This window comes from Terriglobales bacterium (genome assembly GCA_035457425.1).
Lineage (GTDB): Bacteria > Acidobacteriota > Terriglobia > Terriglobales > Acidobacteriaceae > JACPNR01.
Map to the genome: position 1 here is coordinate 1 of DATIBR010000169.1, position 18816 is coordinate 18816.

Genomic DNA, 18816 nt, shown 5'->3' on the forward strand with positions numbered 1-18816 from the left:
GCAAAATTCCCCACTGCTGCCTCCCGTAGGAGTCTGGACCGTGTTTCAGTTCCAGTGTGTCCGTGCGCCCTCTCAGGCCGGATACTGATCATCGCCTTGGTGGGCCGTTACCCCGCCAACTAGCTAATCAGCCGCGACCCCCTCCATAAGCGCATTGCTGCTTTGCTCGCAAGGAGTTGCACCTCGCGAGGTTATGCGGTATTAGCCCCGGTTTCCCGAGGTTATCCCCCACTTGAGGGTAGGTTAGTCACGTGTTACTCACCCGTTCGCCACTTTACTCATGGATTGCTCCACTTTCTCGTGCGACTTGCATGTGTTAGGCACGCCGCCAGCGTTGATTCTGAGCCAGGATCAAACTCTCGTTTGAAACCTAGTTGTTCCCGGGACGGGTAGTCTCGGGAACCGACGTTCGGGCAATACCAGCTCGCTTCCCAGCGCTCCGGCGGAATCCCGAACGTCCTTCTTACCTATTTTGTGAGAATCACTCGAGCTTGAACTCGCATGATCCTTCACGACTGGCACGTTCAACCTGTTGTCAAAGACCGACCGCTCTTCCCCTGAGGGCTGCGTTCAGTCGAAGCACCCCGCCCGAAAGCGGGACGTCCTCGAAACTTGCTGTCTCCATCAGGTCCACTGGACCCAAGAGACGAACCTTTCAAAAGTACCGCGCGCCCGTTGCCCTGTCAATGCGTGTCACTCCCTGGTTATCCACAGGAGTTCCGCAGGTCTGGCACAACCCGTGCCCGCTCCGGCAGCAGCAGCTCACGTACGCGATACCTACTCGACTCTCCTTGCCGGCAGCAGCGATGTTCCGCGCGCACGCGCACAGAGAGTCAGCCAAGTTAGTTAAAGATCTCGGTAAGGGAGGTCTTGCGAAACCCGAGGTCCCTCGCTTGCGCTTCGGGATCTCACCTGCCGGCTCATACGCCGGCAAAACGGTTCGACTTAACCCATCCTGGCTGTCGGCTTCCTAAAAGCTTATCCAGGATTTACTGAGCCGTGGCCGGCTCAATTTCTTACTTGCTTATGGTATCAGATGCGGCCGGCCCGTGCAAGGATTCAACCCTTCTTGCGGTTGTTTCCCGCTTATCTTCGAGCTATCGGCCTTGCTTCTGCTTATCCGACGGCGCCAGCCGTCGTCGCCACTCGCTACCCTTAAGCTCGAGAACGATTATCGCAAGCAATCGCGATCCGCGCAAGCGCTCCGCCCACATTTCTTCGCTTACGTCTTCTTTCGCACGCCCCTCCTCTCCGGGGCGGAAGAAGAAGCGACGTATGATAAGGACCCGATGCCGCAGGAACCCACCGCCGCCGCTGCCGCCCCGCATCTCGCCTCGCTCTACAGTTTCTTCGGCCCGGGCGGCGCGCTGGCGAAGGCGCACCCCAACTACGAATTCCGCCGCGGCCAACTGCAGATGGCCGAGCAGGTGGAGCAGGCGCTCGCCGACAAGCGCCACGTCATCCTCGAGGCCGGCACTGGCACCGGCAAGACGCTCGCGTACCTCGTCCCGGTGATCAAGAGCGGCAAGCGCGTCATCATCTCCACCGGCACCAAGAACCTGCAGGAGCAGCTCTTCTACAAGGACGTTCCCTTCCTCGAGACCATCACCGGCAAACTGCGCGTCTGCTACATGAAGGGGCGCAACAACTACCTGTGCAGGCAGAAGGTCTACGACCTGGAGTCGCAGCCCATCCTGAACGGGCTGAACGAGATCGAGCACTTCCGCATCATCCGCGAGTGGGAGAAGACGACGGCGACCGGCGACCGCGCCGAGCTGGCCGCGCTGCCGGAGAACTCGCCGGTCTGGGGCAAGCTCGACGCGCGCACCGAAGCCTGCACCGGCCAGAAGTGCCAGCAGTTCGACCGCTGCTTCATCACCGAGATGCGGCGCAAGGCGATGGAGAGCGACATCATCATCGTCAACCACCACCTCTTCTTCGCAGACCTTGCCATCAAGCGCATGGCGGAGGGCGCGCCCGACGCCGGCATCCTGCCGGAAGCCGCGGCGGTGATCTTCGACGAGGCGCACGAGCTGGAAGACGTCGCGGGCTCGTACTTCGGGGTCTCGGTCTCGAACCTGCGCTTCGCGGAGCTGGCGCGCGACGTCGAGTTCCAGCTCAAGCAGAAGCATCTGCTCTCGGCCTCGCTCAGCTCCGCCCTCGTGAGCCTGCGCGACCGCGCGCAGATCTTCTTCGCGCTGCTGCCCGCCGGTGACGGGCGTTTCGCCTTCGAGAACCGCCGCGAGTTCCTGGAAGAGAACGGCGAGGAGTACCTCGGCCTCGCCAACGCCCTCGCGCGGCTCGGGCACGAGCTGAGCGGCATCCCGGAGAAGCCGGAGGAGGTCTTCAACCTGATCGGGCGCTGCGAGGAGCTGAAGTTCGCGCTCGGGTTCGTGATGGAGTCGCAGAACAAGAACACCGTGTTCTGGATCGAGCGCAGGAGCTACGGCGAAGGCCGCCGCAAGGACCGCACCGGCGGCAACGTCTTCATCACCGCCACGCCCATCGACGTCTCGCAGATCCTGAAGCAGGCACTGTTCGAGAACCTGGAGACCGCGGTGCTGACCTCGGCGACGCTCGCCGTCTCGGGCACGTTCGAGTACATCGCCGCGCGGCTCGGGTTGCAGCACGCGCGCACGCTCGTGGTGCCCTCGCACTTCGACTACGAGAGCCAGGCGGTGCTGTACGTCCCGCCCGACCTGCCCGACCCGCGCACGCCGCAGTTCACCGCGCGCGCCGCCGACCTGGTGCGCCGCCTGCTCGAGATCACGCGCGGCCGCGCCTTCGTCCTCTTCACCTCCTACGCGCAGATGAACGACATCCACGACCGCCTGCTCGGGGAGCTCGAGTACCCCATGCTGCTGCAAGGGACGGCGCCCAAGTCCGCGCTGCTCGACGAATTCCGCTCCACGCCCAACGCGGTCCTGTTCGGCACCTCTTCTTTCTGGCAGGGCGTGGACGTGCAGGGCGAACAGCTGAGCGCGGTCATCATCGACCGTCTTCCGTTCGCTGTGCCCAACGATCCGGTCGTCGCGGCGCGCATCAAGGCCATTGACGAGGAGGGCGGCAACGCCTTCTTCCAATACCAGGTGCCGCAGGCGGTCATCACGCTCAAGCAGGGATTCGGGCGGCTCATCCGCTCGCTGCACGACCGCGGCCTGCTCGCTCTGCTCGACAACCGCATCCTCAAGAAGCAGTACGGCCGCGTCTTCCTCGAGAGCCTGCCGAAGTACACCTGCACCACCGACCTTGCCAAGGTAGAAGACTTTTTCGGGTCGCGCTGAAAGCAAACCGCCAAGGACACCCAGGCAACACGCAGGTTCACGCGCGGGTCCCTTGTGTTTCCTTCGTGTCCGTTGTGGTCCGCTTTTCTGGCCCTTGTACAATAGTCATTCAGCCAGCCATGTTCGAAGTCACCGTAGAGCGCAGCTTTGCCGCGGGTCACTATCTCCGCAACTACAAGGGGAAGTGCGAGAACCCGCACGGGCACAACTACAAGATCCGCGTCACGCTGGCGGGCGAGCGTCTCGACCACGCCGGGCTGCTGGTCGACTTCAAGGACCTGAAGGACGTGATGAAGGAGACCATCGAGCGGCTCGACCACCAGATGATGAACGACGTGGAGCCCTTCACCACGCTCAACCCCTCGGCCGAGAACCTGGCGAAGTACTTCTACGACGAGACCAACTCGAAGCTGAAGACGCAGACCAATGGCCGCGTCCACGTGAAAGAAGTCACGGTCTTCGAAACCGACGTCACGACCGCGACCTATCGCGAGTAGTCGTGCAGATCACCGAGGTCTACAAGTCGCTTCAGGGCGAGAGCACTTTCGCCGGACTTCCCTGCGTCTTCGTCCGCCTGACGGGCTGCAACCTGCGCTGCTCGTGGTGCGACTCCGAGTACACCTTCACCGGCGGCACGAAGATGTCGCTGGAGCAGGTCATGAGCGAGGTGCACCGGCTGAGCCCGCCGCGCCAGGGCACGCGTTTGGTGGAGATCACCGGCGGCGAGCCCATGCTGCAGGAGCGCAAACTGCTCCCGCTGATGGAGCGGCTGCTCGACGAGGGCTACACCGTGTTGCTCGAGACCTCGGGCGAGCGCCCGCTGGGCAGCGTGCCCCAGCGCGTCCACAAGATCGTGGACGTGAAGTGCCCGCACTCCGGCGCCGCCGACACCTTCCGCCTCGAGAACCTGAAAGCCCTCACCGAGCGCGACGAACTGAAGTTCGTCCTCTCCGACCGCGCCGACTACGAGTTCGCGCGCGCCTTCCTCCGCGAGCACAAGCCCCGGGTGAACGCCGTGCTCTTCTCGCCCGCCTTCCGCAAGGACGCGCGCGGCGAGCGCTCGGCCTCGCAGTGCCTGCTGGATCCCCAGCAACTCGCCAGCTGGATGCTGGAAGATGGCCTCGACGCCCGTCTCGGCCTGCAACTCCACAAGTTCGTCTGGGCGCCGGAGACCAAGGGCGTTTAGCCGCCAACCCGTCGATGGAACGGCCCTTCTCGCCGACTGCTCCGCAAACTCCTCGTGTTCGTTGACTCGCTAGTACACTTTCCCAGCAGCAGCCCTCGATTTTCGCCTGCCGCTTGATGATTGTGGTGCAGGCGTTTAACCGCAAGAGTCACGTGCCTTCCCCGTCAGCCATGCCCGATTCCGCTTGCAATCTTCCGGGCTATGCGTTTTGGAATCGTGCAGCAGCCCTCGATTCCGCTTAACTTTTCGCCCCGCCAGCATCATCTTCGGAAGCGCAGGCACGGTTTCCCTCCCGGGAAGCCGGGCGGCAGTAAGGAGGTGGGGACGATGAAAGCGTTCACGACGCGCCTGAAGATCGCGCTGACCATCGCGACGCTGTTTCTGGCAGTGGGCGTCCTGAGCTGGTCGTTCCACCTGATGAACCAGCCGAGCGACCTGAAGTTCTATCTCGGGCTGCTGGGCGTACTGAAGATGTTCGTCGTGGTGCCGGCAGCGATCTGGCTGATCTGGAACCCATCGCGCTGGATGCCTCGGCTCCGTCAGGCATTCCGACACTCGTAGACCCGTAACGGGCACGCACCTTCGGCAGGCAAGCGAAGGAACGGGCGCGGCGCCTCTCCGCAACGCCTCCCTCACCGCCCAGCTGCTCGAGCTGCGGCGCCTCGAGAACGAGCGCGCCAAGATCGAGAAGTGGGATGGGCAACTGCCGCGCATGGTCGTGGGCGAGAAACAGGCCATGATGCTGGCCATCCCGCCCGACGCCCAGCGCTAGGCCCGGGCCACCGTCCGGGGTGCGGCCAACCAGCCGCACCCCCGGTTTTTTGGTGGAAAGCCGGTACAATCTAGGGTTGGCGCCGCCGAAAAAGCAGCTATTCAGGCTGCCGGCGGCATCCAAGTAGGTAGCTCTTCATGCAGAAGACAGGTGCGGTCGTGCTGGTCTCGGGCGGCATGGATTCGTGCGTGTGCGCGGCCCTGGCCGCGCGCGACCACCAGGCCGCCGCGCTGCACGTGAGCTACGGCCAGCGCACCGAGGCCCGCGAACGCAAGGCGTTCGAGGGCATCTGCGACCGGCTGGGCATCCGCCAGCGGATGGCCGTCCGCGATGAGTCGCTGGCGAAGATCGGAGGCTCGGCGTTGACCGACCAGAACATCGCGGTGCCGGAGAGCGACGCCAGGCCGGGCGCGGGCGGAGTTCCCGTCACCTACGTGCCGTTCCGCAACGCGCACCTGCTGGCGGCCGCGGTGAGTTGGGCCGAGGCCCTGGGAGCGAGCAAGGTTTTCATCGGGGCGGTCGAGCAGGACAGCTCGGGATATCCCGACTGCCGGCCCGAGTTCTACCGCGCCTACAACGAGGTCGTGCGCTGGGGTACGAAGGAAGGCAGCGAAGGCGGCGGCATCGAGGTCGTCACGCCGCTGATCGCCCTGCGCAAGGCCGAGATCGTGCGCCTGGGTGTTGAATTGGGCGCGCCGCTGGATTTAACGTGGTCATGCTACAGCCGCGAAGATGCGGCGTGTGGCGCATGTGAAAGCTGCGTGCTCCGCCGGCGGGCCTTTGCGGCCGCCGGCCAACGCGATCCGATCCCTTATGCGCACGCGGTCCCGCAATGATATCTCGCGATAGCGAAGAGGCTAAGACATCCATGAAAAAGCTCCTCACCACCACCACCGCCGTGCTGCTGCTCGCGACCCTGGCGACCGCGCAGATGTTCTTCGGCACGTTCCAGGGCAAATGCACCGACGTCAACGGCCAGCCCATCGCGGGCGCGACCATCCACATCCAGGACAAGGAGACCGGCCGCAAGTACGAGCTCAAGACCGACAAGAACGGCGAGTACAAGATCTCGTCGATCACCAGCGGCACGTACGAAGTCAGCCTGATCGTGAACGGCCAGACGGTGCGCACCAGCGGCAACCAGCGCCCGAACCCGAACCAGCCGACGCAGATCGATTTCGACCTGCGGGTCCAGAGTGGCGCGCCTTTGTCGGCCGAGCAGAAGCAGAAGTTCAGCGAGGCGCAGAAGAAGAATGCCGACATCCTGAAAGAGAACGAGAAGCGCAAGGCGGCGAACGCGCTGCTGCAGCAGGTCGAGGCCAACATGGCGATGAACCCGCCCAACGTCGACCAGGCGCTCGCCGACGCCCAGCAGATCACGCAACTCGTCCCCGACGTCTACCTCGGCTGGGCGACGCTGGGCGAAGTGGCGTCGGTCGCAAAGAAGCATGACCTTGCCATCCAGGGGAACCAGAAGGCCATCGAGCTGCTCCAGGCCGAGCCCGACCCGACCGGCAAGAACAAGGAGGCGCTGGCCAGCCTGCACAACAACCTCGGGCAGGCCTATGGCCGCTCCGGCAAGACGCAGGAAGCCATCGCGGAGTACGCCGCCGCTGCGCAGATCAACCCGGCCGGCGCCGCCCAGTATTACTTCAACCTGGGCGCGGTGCTGACCAACACCGGCAAGATCGACGAGGCGAACACGGCGTTCGATAAGGCGATCGCCGCCAACCCCGGGTATGCGGAGGCCTACTACCAGAAGGGCATCAACCTGCTCGGCAAGGGCACCGTCGATCCCAAGACCGGCAAGGTGACCTATCCTCCGGATGCCGGGCAGGCCCTGCAGAAGTACTTGGAGATCGCGCCGACGGGCAAGAACGCGCAGGCGGCCAAGGACGTCCTCGCCAGCATGGGCGACGAGGTCGAGACCACCTACAAGAAGAAGAAAAAGTGAGCGGCTCCGGTCTCACGGCAGCGTCCTCCCGCGCGGGAGGACGTTGCTGTTTGCGCCGGCGAGACTAGAATCTTTGCTCCTGCGATGAGCACTCCAGCCCAGACCGCGCTGCTGCCATTCGTCGAGGCCCGGCGCGCGGTCGAGCGCGTGGCGCGGCAGTCGAAGCCCGCCGCCGTGGAACTGGTCGCGCTGGCCGACAGTCGCGGCCGCGTGCTGGCCGAGCCCGTCACCGCAGACCGCGACTTCCCGCCCTTCCCGCGCTCCACGCGCGATGGCTACGCCGTTCGTGCCGCCGATCTCGCGCGGCTCCCCGCAAAGCTGCGCGTGGTGGGGGAGATGCGCGCGGGCGGAAGCTGGACGGGCGCGCCTCTTGCCGCCGGCCAGGCCGCCGAGATCATGACCGGCGCGGCGGCGCCGCCGGGCGCCGACGCGGTGGTCATGATCGAGTACACCACGCGCGCCGGCGAAACCGTCGAGGTCGCCCGCGCGGTCGCGGCGGGCGAGAACATCGTTCCCGCGGGCGCGGAAGCGCGCGCGGGCAGCGCGTTGCTCGCGCCCGGAACGCGGCTGGCGCATCCGCAGCTCGCGCTCGCGGCCGCCGCGGGCCGCACCGAACTGCGCGTCTTTCCCCGCCCTCGCGTCGCCATTCTTTCGACCGGCGACGAAGTCGTCGAGGTCGCCGCCCAGCCCGGGCCGCACCAGATCCGCAACTCGAACTCGTATTCCCTTGCCGCCCAGGTCGAGGCCGCCGGCGCGGTCGCGGTGCAGCTCCCCATCGCGCCCGACCAGCTCGAGCCCCTGCGCCGCCTGCTGTTGCAGGGCCTGGCGTCGGACCTGTTGCTCATCACCGGCGGCGTCTCCGTCGGCAAGTACGACCTGGTCGAGCAGGCGCTCGCGGAGCTGGGCGCGGAATTCGTCTTCACCGGCGCCGCCATCCAGCCCGGCCGCCCCGCGGTCCTCGGGCGCGTCCCGCCGCGCTCCGGAGCGGACCCGGTGCCCTTCCTCGGGCTGCCGGGGAACCCGGTCTCGACCATGGTGACGTTCCAGCTGTTCGCGCGCCCGGTACTTGACGCGCTCTCCGGCGCCGCGCCGCAGCCGCTTCGCTTCCTGCAGGCGCGACTCAAGTCAGACTTGAGGACGAAGACCGGGCTCACGCGCTTCCTGCCCGCGCGGCTCAGCGGCGAGTTCGAGAACGTGGAAGTCGAAGCCATCCGGTGGCAGGGCTCCGGCGACATGGCCTCGACCGCGCAGGCCGACTGCTATCTTGTTGTTCCGCCGGATCGCGACACGCTGAAGGCCGGCGAGCTGGTCAGCATCCTTCTCCTATGACGAAGAAGCCGAAGACCGACCGACGACCAACTACCTTGTCGCACTACGACCAGCGCGGCCGCGCCACGATGGTCGACGTCTCCGCCAAGCCGCCGACCCGGCGCGTGGCCGAAGCCGCGGCCTTCGTCGCGATGCCGCCCCGGGTCCTGCAAGCGCTGCCGCAGAACCCCAAGGGCGACCCGCTCGAGGTGGCGCGGTTCGCGGGCATCGCCGCCGCCAAGCGGACGGCCGAGCTCATCCCGATGTGCCATAACATCCCGCTGAGCCGCGTTGATGTGCGGGCAAAGCTGTGCGAGAATGGCGTCGCTATTGCCTCCGAAGTAACGACCACCGCGGCCACCGGCGTGGAGATGGAAGCGCTGGTGGCGGCCAGCATCGCCGCCCTGACCGTTTACGACATGTGCAAGGCGTTGGACAAGGCCATCGAGATCCGCTTTGTCCGGCTGGAACGCAAGTCCGGCGGAAAGTCGGGCGATTACAATCGGAGCCCCCGGAAGAAATAGGCAGGACGGAACATTGCCGGCGAACGTCAAGGTCCTCGTGGTGGACGACAACCCCATGGTGCTGGGGATGCTGAAGAACTCTCTGTCGGCCATCGCCACCGTCTCGACCGCGACCGACGGCGCCGACGCCCTGCTCAAGGCGGTCGATGAGAACCCCGACCTCGTCATCGCCGACTACACCATGTCTTCGATGGACGGGCGCGCGCTCTTCGAGAAGCTGAAATCGCGCACCGGCACCGCCAAGATCCCTGTCATCCTCGCCGCCAGCAAGGCCGACATCACCGACAAGCTCAAGATGCTCCAGGACCAGGTCGAGGACTTCCTCGAAAAGCCCTTCTTCATCAAGGAAGCCACCGCGCGCATCAAGAAGGTAGTCGACAAGATCGCGCTCGAGAAGATGGCGCGCGAGGCCCCGGGCGAAGGCGTGCTGCGCGGCTCGCTCCAGCAGATGAACATCATGGACCTGCTGCAGTCGCTCGAGATGGGCCACAAGACCTGCTCGCTCGTCCTCACCAACAACGGCGAGAAGTGCGAGATGTTCTTCTCCGACGGCCAGGTCAACCACGCCGTCTACGGCGCGACCAAGGGCGACGACGCCGTCTACAAGGCGCTCGCCTGGCAGACCGGCACCTTCCAGATCGATTTCACCGGCCGCTCCGGCGAGCAGACCTGCACCCGCTCCACCCAGGGCCTGCTGATGGAAGGCCTGCGCCTGCTCGACGAAGCCAATCGCGACCAGGAAGAGAACGTCCTCGAAGCGTAGTCTCGGGTTTCGCGTTTCAAGTTTCGAGTACGGCTTGAAACTCGAAACCTGAAACTTGAAACGTCCCCTCATGACCGCCGCCGTCCTGACCATCTCCGATTCCGCGCACCGCGGCGAGCGCCAGGACCTCTCCGGGCCGAAGGTCGTCGCGCTGCTCAAGAAGAAGAAGTTCGAGGTGGTGACCGCGGGCGTCGTCTCCGACGAACAGCCGGTCATCGAGCACGCGCTGCGGCGGTTGGCGGCCAAGGCGCGGCTGGTCGTGACCACCGGAGGGACCGGCGTCGCGCCGCGCGACGTCACGCCGGAAGCCACCCGCGCCGTCTGCGAGCGGCTGGTCGAAGGCCTGGCCGAGCGCATGCGCGCCGCCGGCGCCAACAAGACGCCCTTCGCCGCGCTCAGCCGCGGCGTCTGCGGCACGCTCGGCACCTCGCTCATCGTGAATCTCCCCGGCGCGCCCCGGGCGGCGACGGATTCGCTCACCGCCATCATCGAACTCCTGCCGCACGCGCTCGACCTGCTGGCGGGAAACACCGCTCACAAGTAGACTGGTGCTTCACCCTGAGGCGAGAGTCCCACCGTATTGCATTTCCTCAAGAACATCTTCCTGAAGTACCAGAAGTGGCTGCTGGCGCTGCTCGCGCCCCTGCCCGGCTGGCTGGCGGTGCTGGTGATCGCGACGGTGGACTCCATGATCCCGGTCATCCCGCTCGACCCGGTCGTGGCCGGATACGTGTGGAAGAACCCCGGCATGTTCTGGCTCTATTGTCTGGTGGCCTCGGCCGGCTCGGCGGTCGGCAGCCTGTTCCCTTACTGGATCGGCTACGAAGGCGAGGAACTGCTGCTCGAGAAGCGCATCCCGGCGGCGACGCTGGCGCGCATCCGGGCTTCGTTCGAGCGGCACGAAGTGCTCGCGCTCGTGCTGCCCGCGATGATGCCGCCACCCACGCCCTTCAAGGCCTTCGTGCTGTTCGCCGGCGCCGCCAAGCTGAACGTGCGCGACTTCCTGCTCGCCATCTTCGCCGGACGCATGCTGCGCTTCCTCATCCTCTCGGCGCTCACGGTCGTCTTCGGCCCGAAAGTCTACGAGCTCGTGAAAGCGCACGGCTGGCTGGTGCTGATCGTGGTGCTGAGCGCCATCGCGCTCGGCGCGCTCGTCTGGTGGCTGCGCAAGCGCCGCTCCCCCGGACCCGCCGTCGTCGGCGAAGGAAGATAGTCTTCAGACTTCAGACGTCAGTCTTCAGGAAAGACAAAAGCGCCGGATCACCCGGCGCTTTGCTCTTGCTGAAGTCTGAAGACTGAAGTCTGAAGACTACTTCGCGCGAACCCTCTCCGCTTGCAGCCCGAACTGTGCTGCCAGCGCCGGCGCTCCGAAGAACACCGCCGTCCACGCCAGGTCTCCGATCAGGGCGTTGCGGAAGAACGGCAGCCCCGCGATATAGCACGCGCTCAAGCCGGCGAGCGTCTTGGGATACATCGCCCACACCGCCCACACCGCGAAGTTGCTGACCAGGAAGAACGCCACCGAACTGCTCAGCGCCACGCCGCCCACGCGTAGCGGGACCTGGTTCTCGCGCAGCACGCCGCCAAACAGCATGAGCGCGCAGTAGAACGCCCAGCTCACCACCTGGTCCGCGCCCAGCGGCAGGTGATACACCCACACGTTCAGCGCCACGTCCCCGGCGATCAGCATCGCCAAGGGCGCCCACATGCGCGCGCGCGGCTGGCGCGCGCCGAAGTACAGCAGCGCCGCCGTCAGCGGGGCGAAGCCCATCAGCCCGGTGACCTCCTTCGAGCCGAACACCGGGATGAGGAAGCGGAACAGGACGGCGAAGACGACGAAGACGTATGCCAGCATGGTCACCTCAAAGGCGAATGGTCATTCTCTACTTCCGCGCACGAAGGCGTCAACTGCTCGCGCAGAAGTCTTCAGACATCAGACTTCAGTCTTCAGGAGGTTTCACAAGCGGCTGTCGTCGCCCTTTCCTGACGTCTGAAGACTGAAGACTATTTCCGCGTAGAATAGCCGCCCTGATGGCCCGACCGCGCTTCACTTGGGACCTCGGCCGCCGCAAGCTCGCGCTCGGCGAGCGCACGCTCGTCATGGGCGTGGTCAACGTCACGCCCGACTCGTTCTCCGACGGCGGCAAGTTCTTCTGCGCCGACAAAGCCACCGCGCACGCGCTGCGGCTGCTCGACGAAGGCGCCGACCTGCTCGACCTCGGCGGCGAATCCACGCGCCCGGGCGCGCACGCCGGAACCACCGAAGCCGCGGTCAGCGCGGAAGAAGAGCTGGCTCGCGTCCTGCCGGTGCTCGAGCGCGTGAAGCGCGAGCGGCCATCCGCGGTGCTTTCGGTGGACACCTACAAGAATGAGGTCGCGCGCGCGACCGTCGCCGCCGGCGCCGACGTCGTCAACGACGTCAGCGGGCTGACCTGGGACACGAAGATGGCAGAAACACTCGCCGGCCTGCAGTGCGGCGTGCTCCTGATGCACACGCGCGGCCGTCCTGACGAGTGGAAGTCGCTGCCGCCGCTGAACGATCCCTTCGCGGAAGTGCGGCGCGGCCTCGAGCAAGTCGCCGCGCACGCCACGCGCGCGGGGATCGCGAAGGACCGCATCGTGCTCGACCCCGGCTTCGGCTTCGGCAAGCGCTTCGACGAGAACGTGCCGCTGCTGGCGCGCTTGGACGAGTTCGCCGCGCTCGGCTTCCCGCTCGCCGGCGGCACCTCGCGCAAATCCTTCCTCGGGCGCCTCCTCGCCCGCGAGGGCGCGGACGCCCCGCCTGACCAGCGCCTGCACGCTTCGGTCGCCGCCGCCGTGCTCTCCATCATGAAAGGCGCGCACATCGTGCGCGTGCACGACGTGAAGGAGACGGTAGAAGCAGCCAGGGTGGCAGACGCAGTCTTGGCACAGCGCTGAACTGCCTAACTGCAGTTCGGCAGTCCCTCAGAAGACTTTTCCCGAGTCCAGCAGGATCGTCACCGGCCCGTCGTTCACCAGCTCCACGTCCATCATCTCCTGGAACCTGCCGGTCTCGACGCGCAGGCCCGCGGCGCGCAGCTTCCCGACGAAATGCTCGTAGAGCCGGCGCGCGTCTTCCGGCCGCGCGGCTTCGTCGAACGACGGCCGCTTGCCGCGCCGCACGTCGCCGTAGAGCGTGAACTGCGAGACCACCAGCGCCGCGCCGCCCGCCTGCGCCACGTCCAGGTTCATCTTGCCGTCCGCGTCTTCGAACACGCGGAGCCCCGCCGTCTTCTCGGCGAGATAGTCCGCTGCCGCCTCGTTGTCGGACTTCGCCACGCCCAGCAGCACCAGCAGCCCGCGCCCGATCTCGCCGGCGACTTCGCCGGCGACCGTGACGCGTGCGCGAGAGACTCGTTGGATGACGGCTCGCATACGCCTAGCAGTAAGCAATAAGCGATAAGCAAGAAGCAAGCCCGCAGCGCTGATCGCTTGTTGCTTACCGCGTATCGCTCTCCTACAATCCTCCGTTCCTTTCAGGAGGACCAGCCCATGTCACCTGTCCGCAGGAGTCTGTTTGCCTTCCTGCTTGTCGTCGCGCTGGCCGCATTCGCGGCCGCGCAACAGCAGCCCTCGAATCCGCCGGCGCAAACGCAGCAGCCCGAGGCGCCGCCTCCCGGCCAGCAGCAGCCTGCGCCGGCGCCTACGGGCGAGCCCGCCGCCGACTCCGGCACGCAGGCCGCGCCGCAGAAGATGGCCAAGCCCACCGGCCACAACGAAGTCGTGATCAAGGGCGGCACGCTGCTCACGGTGACGCACGGCCGCATCGCGAACGGCCAGCTCTACATCAAGGACGGCAAGATCGTCGCGGTCGGCCAGACGGTGCAAGCGCCCGCCTCCGCCAAGGTCATCGACGCGACCGGCAAGTGGGTCACCCCCGGCCTGATCGACGCGCACTCGCACATCGCGCTCGACGGCGACGTGAACGAGGCCACCTCCCCTATCACCCCGCAGATGATCATGCTCGACGCCTTCCAGTACACCGACAAGGGCATCTACCGCGCGCTCGCCGGGGGCACCACCACGTCGCTGCTGCTGCACGGCTCCGCCAACATGATCGGCGGCCAGGCCGTCGTGATCAAGCACAAGTACGGCATGGACCGCGACGACCTGCTCTTCCCGGGCGCGCCGCAGTCCATCAAGTTCGCCTCCGGCGAGAACCCCAAGCGCGTCTACGGCGGCCGCAACCAGACGCCCGCCACCCGCATGGGCAACTTCGCCGTCATGCGCCAGGCCTTCCAGGAAGCGCGCGAGTACATGCGCGAGTGGGACGACTACAACGCCAAGACGCAGAAGGGCGACAAGGACGCCAAGCAGCCCAAGCGCGACCTCAAGCTCGACGCCCTCGCCGACATCCTGCGCGGCAAGCTGCTGGTCCAGATCCACTGCTATCGCGCCGACGAGTTCCTCACCGAGATGGCCATCGCGCACGAGTTCGGCTACAAGATCCGCGCCTTCCATCACGGGCTCGAGGTCTACAAGGTCGCCGACAAGGTGGCCGCCGACGGCGTGGCCCTCGCCACCTTCAGCGACTGGTACGGCTACAAGATGGAAGCCAACGACGCCATCCCGTGGAACGCCGTCATCTCCATGCGCAAGGGCGTGCGCGTCGCCATCAAGAGCGACTCCGACGACCTGACCCGCCGCCTCAACCAGGAAGCCGCCAAGACCATGCACTACGGCGGCGCCACCGAGGACGAGGCCATGAAGATGATCACGCTCAACCCGGCGTGGATCATCGGCGTCGACGACAAGGTCGGCTCCCTCGACGCCGGCAAGGACGCCGACGTCGTCATCTGGGACAAGTACCCGCTCTCGTCCTACGCCACGCCGGAAAAGGTCTTCATCGACGGCGACCTCTTCTTCGACAAGAGCCTGCCGGGCTACGGCATGCCGTACTACACGGAGGGCAAGTAAATGAACCGCGTGATCGATACATCGAGTGATCGGGTGATCGGCTTGGAAGGGGTGGCGCCGCAGCGCCGCCGTGGCCCTGCCCTCCATTTCCTCCGAGCCCCGTTCGGGGCGGCACTGGCGTTGGTCTTGCTGCTCTCTCCCGCCTTCGCCCAAAAGACACAGAAACCCGCAGGGAAGCCCGCGCCCGCCAAGCCCGCGCTGCCGCCCGCGCCGCTCACCGCCCTCAAGGGCGGCAAGGTGGTGACCGTCTCGCACGGCACCATCGAGAACGGCGTGGTCGTGATGCAGGACGGCAAGATCACCGCCGTCGGCGGGCCCTCGACCGCCATCCCGCGCGGCGCTCGTGTCATCGACGCCACCGGCATGTGGGTCTACCCCGGCCTGTTCGACTCCGAGACGCGCCTCGGCCTGAGCGAGATCCAGGCCGTCGACATGACCAACGACTCCAGCGAGCCCTCCGACGAGATCATGCCGCACATGCACGTCTACGACGCCTTCCACGCCGAGACCGAGCACATCCCGATCAGCCGCATCAACGGCATCACCAATGCCATCGTCGCGCCCGGCGACGACGACACGCTCCCCGGCCAGGATTCGCTCATCCAGCTCTGGGGGCCGTCGGGCGAGGAGATGCTCATCGGCAAGGACATCGCGCTGGCCATGAACTTCTCCGCCAACCAGCGCCGCCGCCGCGGCAGCTTCGAGAACTGGAAGTATCCCTCCACTCGCATGGGCCTGGCGACGCAGCTGCGCCAGACCTTCCTCGACGCCCTCGACTACAAGCGCAAGTGGGATGACTACAACAAGCCCGCCGAGAAGAAGGACGGCGACAAGGACAAGAAAGACGACAAGAAGACGCCGCCCAAGCGCGACCTGAAGCTGGAGGCGCTGCTGCCGTATCTCGCCGGCGAGCGCCCGGTCGTGCTCGACGTGCAGGAGTCCACCGACCTCTACACCGCGCTCGCCCTGGCCCGCGAGTTCAAGCTGCGCGTGATCCTGAAAGGGCTCACGCACGCGCAGATCAACCTCGACCAGATCGCCGCCACCAAGCTGCCCGTCATCCTCGGCCCCATCTACGAGCAGCCGCGCGACGACGAGCGCTACGACGCGGTCTACAAGCTGCCCGCCGAGCTGCACCGCCGCGGCGTGAAGTTCGCCTTCGCCAGCTACGACCTCTACGCCGTCGTGCAGCCGCGCAACCTGCCTTACGAGGCCGGCTACGCGGTCGCCTGGGGGCTGCCGTGGGACGAGGCGATGAAGGCCATCACGCTCAATGCCGCCGAGATCTGGGGCGTCGCCGGCCAGCTCGGCTCGCTCGACGCCGGCAAGACCGCCAACGTCGTGGTCTCCAACGGCGACCCGCTCGACGTCAAGACCGACGTGAAGCACGTCTTCATCGCCGGCCGCGAGGTCCCGCTGGAGTCGCGACAGACTCGACTGCGGGATGAGTACATGAAGCGCTAGCCGCAGCGCTGGCCTCCAGGCCGGCAGGGTCGGCGGCGTCACGCCGCCGGTAACAAGCTGTGGAGGCGGGCGACTCGCCCGCCTTTTTTCTGGTTACGCTTTACGCCGCCCCGAGTCGAACTCGGTGGGGGAGCCATGGACCGCCGCAACTTCCTGAAGTCGCTCGCCGCCGCCATGGGCGCCGGCCTCGCATCGCCCGGCGCGTACGCCTTCGCCATCCCGCCCTGGAAAGAGCGCCGCGACCTCTATCCGCAGGGCGTCGCCTCGGGCGATCCCGTCCCCGACAGCGTCATCCTCTGGACGCGCCGCCCGCCGGTCGCCGGGTCGCCTGAAGCGCGGCAGCTCCGCGTCGAAGTCGCCGCCGACCCCAAGTTCCGCCGCATCGTGGCGCGCGGCAAGGCGGGGGTCGCCGCCGCGACCGACTGGACGTGCCGCTTCCTCGCCACCGGGCTGCGCCCCGCGCGCGAGTACTGGTACCGCTTCACCGACGAGCACGGCTTCGGCAGCCGCGTCGGCCGCACCCTCACCGCGCCCGCGCGCCACGACTCCCGCCCGCTCCGCTTCGCTTTCGTGAGCTGCCAGAGCGTGACCGAGGGCTGGCAGAACGCGTATCGCCGCATGATCTTCGAAGACCAGCGCCGCGCGCCCGCCGAGCGCCTGGCATTCGTCCTGCATCTCGGCGACTTCATCTACGAAGTCGTGTGGTATCCCGAGGACCGCCCCGATGGACGCCGCTACGCGCGCACGCTGCGCGAGGTCTATCGCTTGCCGCACGGCGAGAAGGTCGACGCCGGCCTGCACGCGCCAACCACGCTCGAGGACTACCGCGTCACCTACCGCGCCTTCCTCGAGGATCCCGACATCCAGGACGCGCGCGCGCGCTGGCCGTTCGTCTGCATCGGCGACAACCATGAGTTCTCCTGGCAGGGCTGGCAGAGCCAGCAGGTGTTCTTCGGCAAGACGCGTCCGGCGCAGCGCATGCGCGTCGCCGCCAACCAGGCCTGGTACGAGTTCCAGCCCGCGCGCGTCGTGAAGCCGGGCAAGGGCGACGCCTTCGAGGCGCCCGACGTCCAAGACGTCCCTATCGAAAAGTTCGACGACTATGGCCTCGGCCTCGAGCCCAACAACCTCGCCGCCGTGAACAGCGTGAGGTTCTATCGCGCGCTGCGCTTCGGCAGGAACCTCGACCTCATCATCACCGACAACCATTCCTTCCGCGCCGAGCCGCCCGACTCGAGCGCGTTCTCGCCCGCTGAGTTTCGCTGGGCGAACCCGCAGGAGGCGGTCGAGATCCTCGATTCCGGCCGCGCCTACGATCACGGCCACCCGCCCGACACCATCCGCTACGGCGGCAAGGACCTCCCGAATCCGCGCAAGGACGCGCCCCCGCAATCCTTCCTCGGCAAGGACCAGAAGGCATGGTTCCTCGAGCGCCTGCGGACTTCGACTGCGCGCTGGAAGGTCTGGGCGCATTCCTTCGGCACGCTGGAATGGCGCACCGACCTCCAGAACCTGCCGCCGGAGCTGCGCGCCAAGTGGCCCGGCCAGGGCTACGGCATGTTCAGCGGCGCGTTCTTCCTGGAGCGCGGCGAGATCCTCGACCTGGTGCGCGAGCGCGGCATCACGAACTTCGCCATCGTCGCCGGCGACCGCCATTCCTTCTGGGCCGGCACGCTCTCGAAGGGACTGCCGCCGGAGAAGTTCGAACCGTTGGGCGTGGAGTTCATCACCGGCTCCATCTCCGCGCCCGGCATCGCCGAGTCCGCCGAGTACAACATCCGGAAAGACGATCCGGTCCGCGCGCTCTACGTCCACGACCATCCCGACGGCACCCTCTGGCCCGCGTTCAACATGAGCACGCTGCACGGCGTCCGCTCGGCGCTGACGCTGCAGCAGACCGGCGACGTCGCCCAGGCGGTCGCGCAGAGCAATCCGCAGGTCGCGCCCCATCTTTCTTTCTGTGATCTCGCCGGCCACGGGTATGCGACCGTCCGGCTCAGCGCGGCGGAGATGGAGACCGAGTTCGTCTGCATCCCGCGGCCGCTCACGCGCAGCGCGACCCCCGACGGCGGCCCGCTGCGCTACCGCGTGGTGCATCGCGTGCGCGCGTGGAAGCCCGGCGAGCGTCCGCGCCTCGTCCAGGAAGTGGTGGAGGGCACGCCGCTGCTGGCTACGAAGTAGCGCTCACGCCGATGTGCGCTTGGCGAGCGGTTCCGACTCCATCAGCAGGTCCATCTGGCGCTCGGCGGCGTGGCGCGCGGCCGCCAGCGTGCGCTCCTGTCCCCACGCGAGCACGTCGCGCGAGCCCTTGCGCTGGATCACATAATGAAAGAGGGCATTTCGGTAAAAGCGGTCCGGCAGGATGGTGGCGCGGAACGGACCTCGGCGCAGAGTTGCGAGTGGCACTTGCTCTCCAACCCGTGGCGCGAGCAGTGGGACGCCAAGTCGCTGCTCCGGGTTGCTAACAGAGATCGCGGATCGAAGAGGAAGGTGGTGGGCCGCCCCGGAGAACGAGGGGGGACGGCCCACACAGTGTTACGCGGCGTTATCAGCAGGATCGTCTTGCAGGATAGAGCCGTACAGCGGCTCGGCAGGAGAATCGTCGCGGAAGATGCGCTCGGCT

General features: G+C 66.6%; 18 protein-coding genes and 1 rRNA gene. 15 read left to right on the top strand and 4 right to left on the bottom strand.

All coding sequences use genetic code 11. The annotated features are described in order from the left end of the window. Positions 1-367: ribosomal RNA gene (locus VLA96_12845) — 16S ribosomal RNA — on the bottom strand; the annotation flags it as partial. Positions 368-1289: 922 nt separating this feature from the next. Here VLA96_12845 and VLA96_12850 point away from each other — a divergent pair. From VLA96_12850 to VLA96_12900, 11 genes are all read left to right on the top strand, one after another. After that, positions 1290-3284 carry an ATP-dependent DNA helicase gene (locus VLA96_12850; protein HSE50089.1) on the top strand — a complete coding sequence of 665 codons (1995 nt, stop codon included), beginning with the start codon at positions 1290-1292 and terminating at the stop codon, positions 3282-3284. A gap of 119 nt (positions 3285-3403) precedes the next feature. Further along, complete coding sequence (gene queD, locus VLA96_12855; GenBank protein HSE50090.1) at positions 3404-3781, top strand: 6-carboxytetrahydropterin synthase QueD; 378 nt, start codon at positions 3404-3406, stop codon at positions 3779-3781. 2 nt (positions 3782-3783) lie between these two features. Then, positions 3784-4470, top strand: a complete 687-nt coding sequence (locus tag VLA96_12860) for a radical SAM protein (protein HSE50091.1) — start codon at positions 3784-3786, stop codon at positions 4468-4470. A 327-nt stretch (positions 4471-4797) separates the two neighbouring features. Next, positions 4798-5031, top strand: coding sequence for a hypothetical protein (locus tag VLA96_12865; GenBank protein ID HSE50092.1), 234 nt, complete (start codon positions 4798-4800; stop codon positions 5029-5031). Positions 5032-5379: 348 nt separating this feature from the next. After that, positions 5380-6078 carry a 7-cyano-7-deazaguanine synthase QueC gene (gene queC / locus VLA96_12870; GenBank protein ID HSE50093.1) on the top strand — a complete coding sequence of 233 codons (699 nt, stop codon included), beginning with the start codon at positions 5380-5382 and terminating at the stop codon, positions 6076-6078. Between the two features lie 32 nt (positions 6079-6110). Continuing rightward, positions 6111-7196: a carboxypeptidase regulatory-like domain-containing protein gene (locus VLA96_12875; GenBank protein HSE50094.1), complete on the top strand. Its 1086-nt coding sequence runs from the start codon at positions 6111-6113 to the stop codon at positions 7194-7196. An 84-nt stretch (positions 7197-7280) separates the two neighbouring features. Next, a complete protein-coding gene (glp, locus tag VLA96_12880) occupies positions 7281-8525 on the top strand; it encodes a gephyrin-like molybdotransferase Glp (GenBank protein ID HSE50095.1) in 1245 nt (414 codons plus the stop codon). After that, the gene (gene moaC, locus VLA96_12885; GenBank protein ID HSE50096.1) at positions 8522-9028 is read left to right on the top strand and encodes a cyclic pyranopterin monophosphate synthase MoaC; all 507 of its coding nucleotides are present in this window, start codon (positions 8522-8524) and stop codon (positions 9026-9028) included. Before glp ends, moaC begins: the two co-directional genes overlap by 4 nt. A 13-nt stretch (positions 9029-9041) precedes the next feature. Further along, on the top strand, positions 9042-9791 hold the full coding sequence (locus VLA96_12890; GenBank protein ID HSE50097.1) for a response regulator: 750 nt from the start codon (positions 9042-9044) through the stop codon (positions 9789-9791). Between the two features lie 55 nt (positions 9792-9846). Next, a complete protein-coding gene (locus tag VLA96_12895; GenBank protein ID HSE50098.1) occupies positions 9847-10335 on the top strand; it encodes a MogA/MoaB family molybdenum cofactor biosynthesis protein in 489 nt (162 codons plus the stop codon). Positions 10336-10371: 36 nt separating this feature from the next. Beyond that, on the top strand, positions 10372-11004 hold the full coding sequence (locus VLA96_12900) for a VTT domain-containing protein (GenBank protein ID HSE50099.1): 633 nt from the start codon (positions 10372-10374) through the stop codon (positions 11002-11004). 96 nt (positions 11005-11100) lie between these two features. On the opposite strand, the gene VLA96_12905 is transcribed toward VLA96_12900, so the two are convergent. Next, the gene (locus VLA96_12905; protein HSE50100.1) at positions 11101-11646 is read right to left on the bottom strand and encodes a DUF6580 family putative transport protein; all 546 of its coding nucleotides are present in this window, start codon (positions 11644-11646) and stop codon (positions 11101-11103) included. A 176-nt stretch (positions 11647-11822) separates the two neighbouring features. Between VLA96_12905 and folP the strand changes: the two genes are divergently transcribed. Continuing rightward, complete coding sequence (gene folP / locus VLA96_12910) at positions 11823-12710, top strand: dihydropteroate synthase (protein ID HSE50101.1); 888 nt, start codon at positions 11823-11825, stop codon at positions 12708-12710. A gap of 27 nt (positions 12711-12737) precedes the next feature. Here folP and dtd read toward each other — a convergent pair whose 3' ends face one another. Next, entirely contained in the window at positions 12738-13187 is a 450-nt protein-coding gene (dtd, locus tag VLA96_12915; GenBank protein ID HSE50102.1) for a D-aminoacyl-tRNA deacylase, read from the bottom strand. A 117-nt stretch (positions 13188-13304) separates the two neighbouring features. Here dtd and VLA96_12920 point away from each other — a divergent pair, with 117 nt between their 5' ends. From VLA96_12920 to VLA96_12930, 3 genes are all read left to right on the top strand, one after another. Continuing rightward, positions 13305-14729, top strand: coding sequence for an amidohydrolase (locus VLA96_12920; GenBank protein ID HSE50103.1), 1425 nt, complete (start codon positions 13305-13307; stop codon positions 14727-14729). A gap of 126 nt (positions 14730-14855) precedes the next feature. After that, positions 14856-16193: an amidohydrolase family protein gene (locus tag VLA96_12925; GenBank protein HSE50104.1), complete on the top strand. Its 1338-nt coding sequence runs from the start codon at positions 14856-14858 to the stop codon at positions 16191-16193. A 135-nt stretch (positions 16194-16328) separates the two neighbouring features. Then, positions 16329-18374 (top strand): alkaline phosphatase D family protein, encoded by a 2046-nt coding sequence (locus VLA96_12930; protein ID HSE50105.1) that lies wholly within the window; start codon positions 16329-16331, stop codon positions 18372-18374. 3 nt (positions 18375-18377) lie between these two features. On the opposite strand, the gene VLA96_12935 is transcribed toward VLA96_12930, so the two are convergent. Then, positions 18378-18599 carry a hypothetical protein gene (locus VLA96_12935; protein ID HSE50106.1) on the bottom strand — a complete coding sequence of 74 codons (222 nt, stop codon included), beginning with the start codon at positions 18597-18599 and terminating at the stop codon, positions 18378-18380. Between the last annotated feature and the right edge of the window lie 217 nt (positions 18600-18816).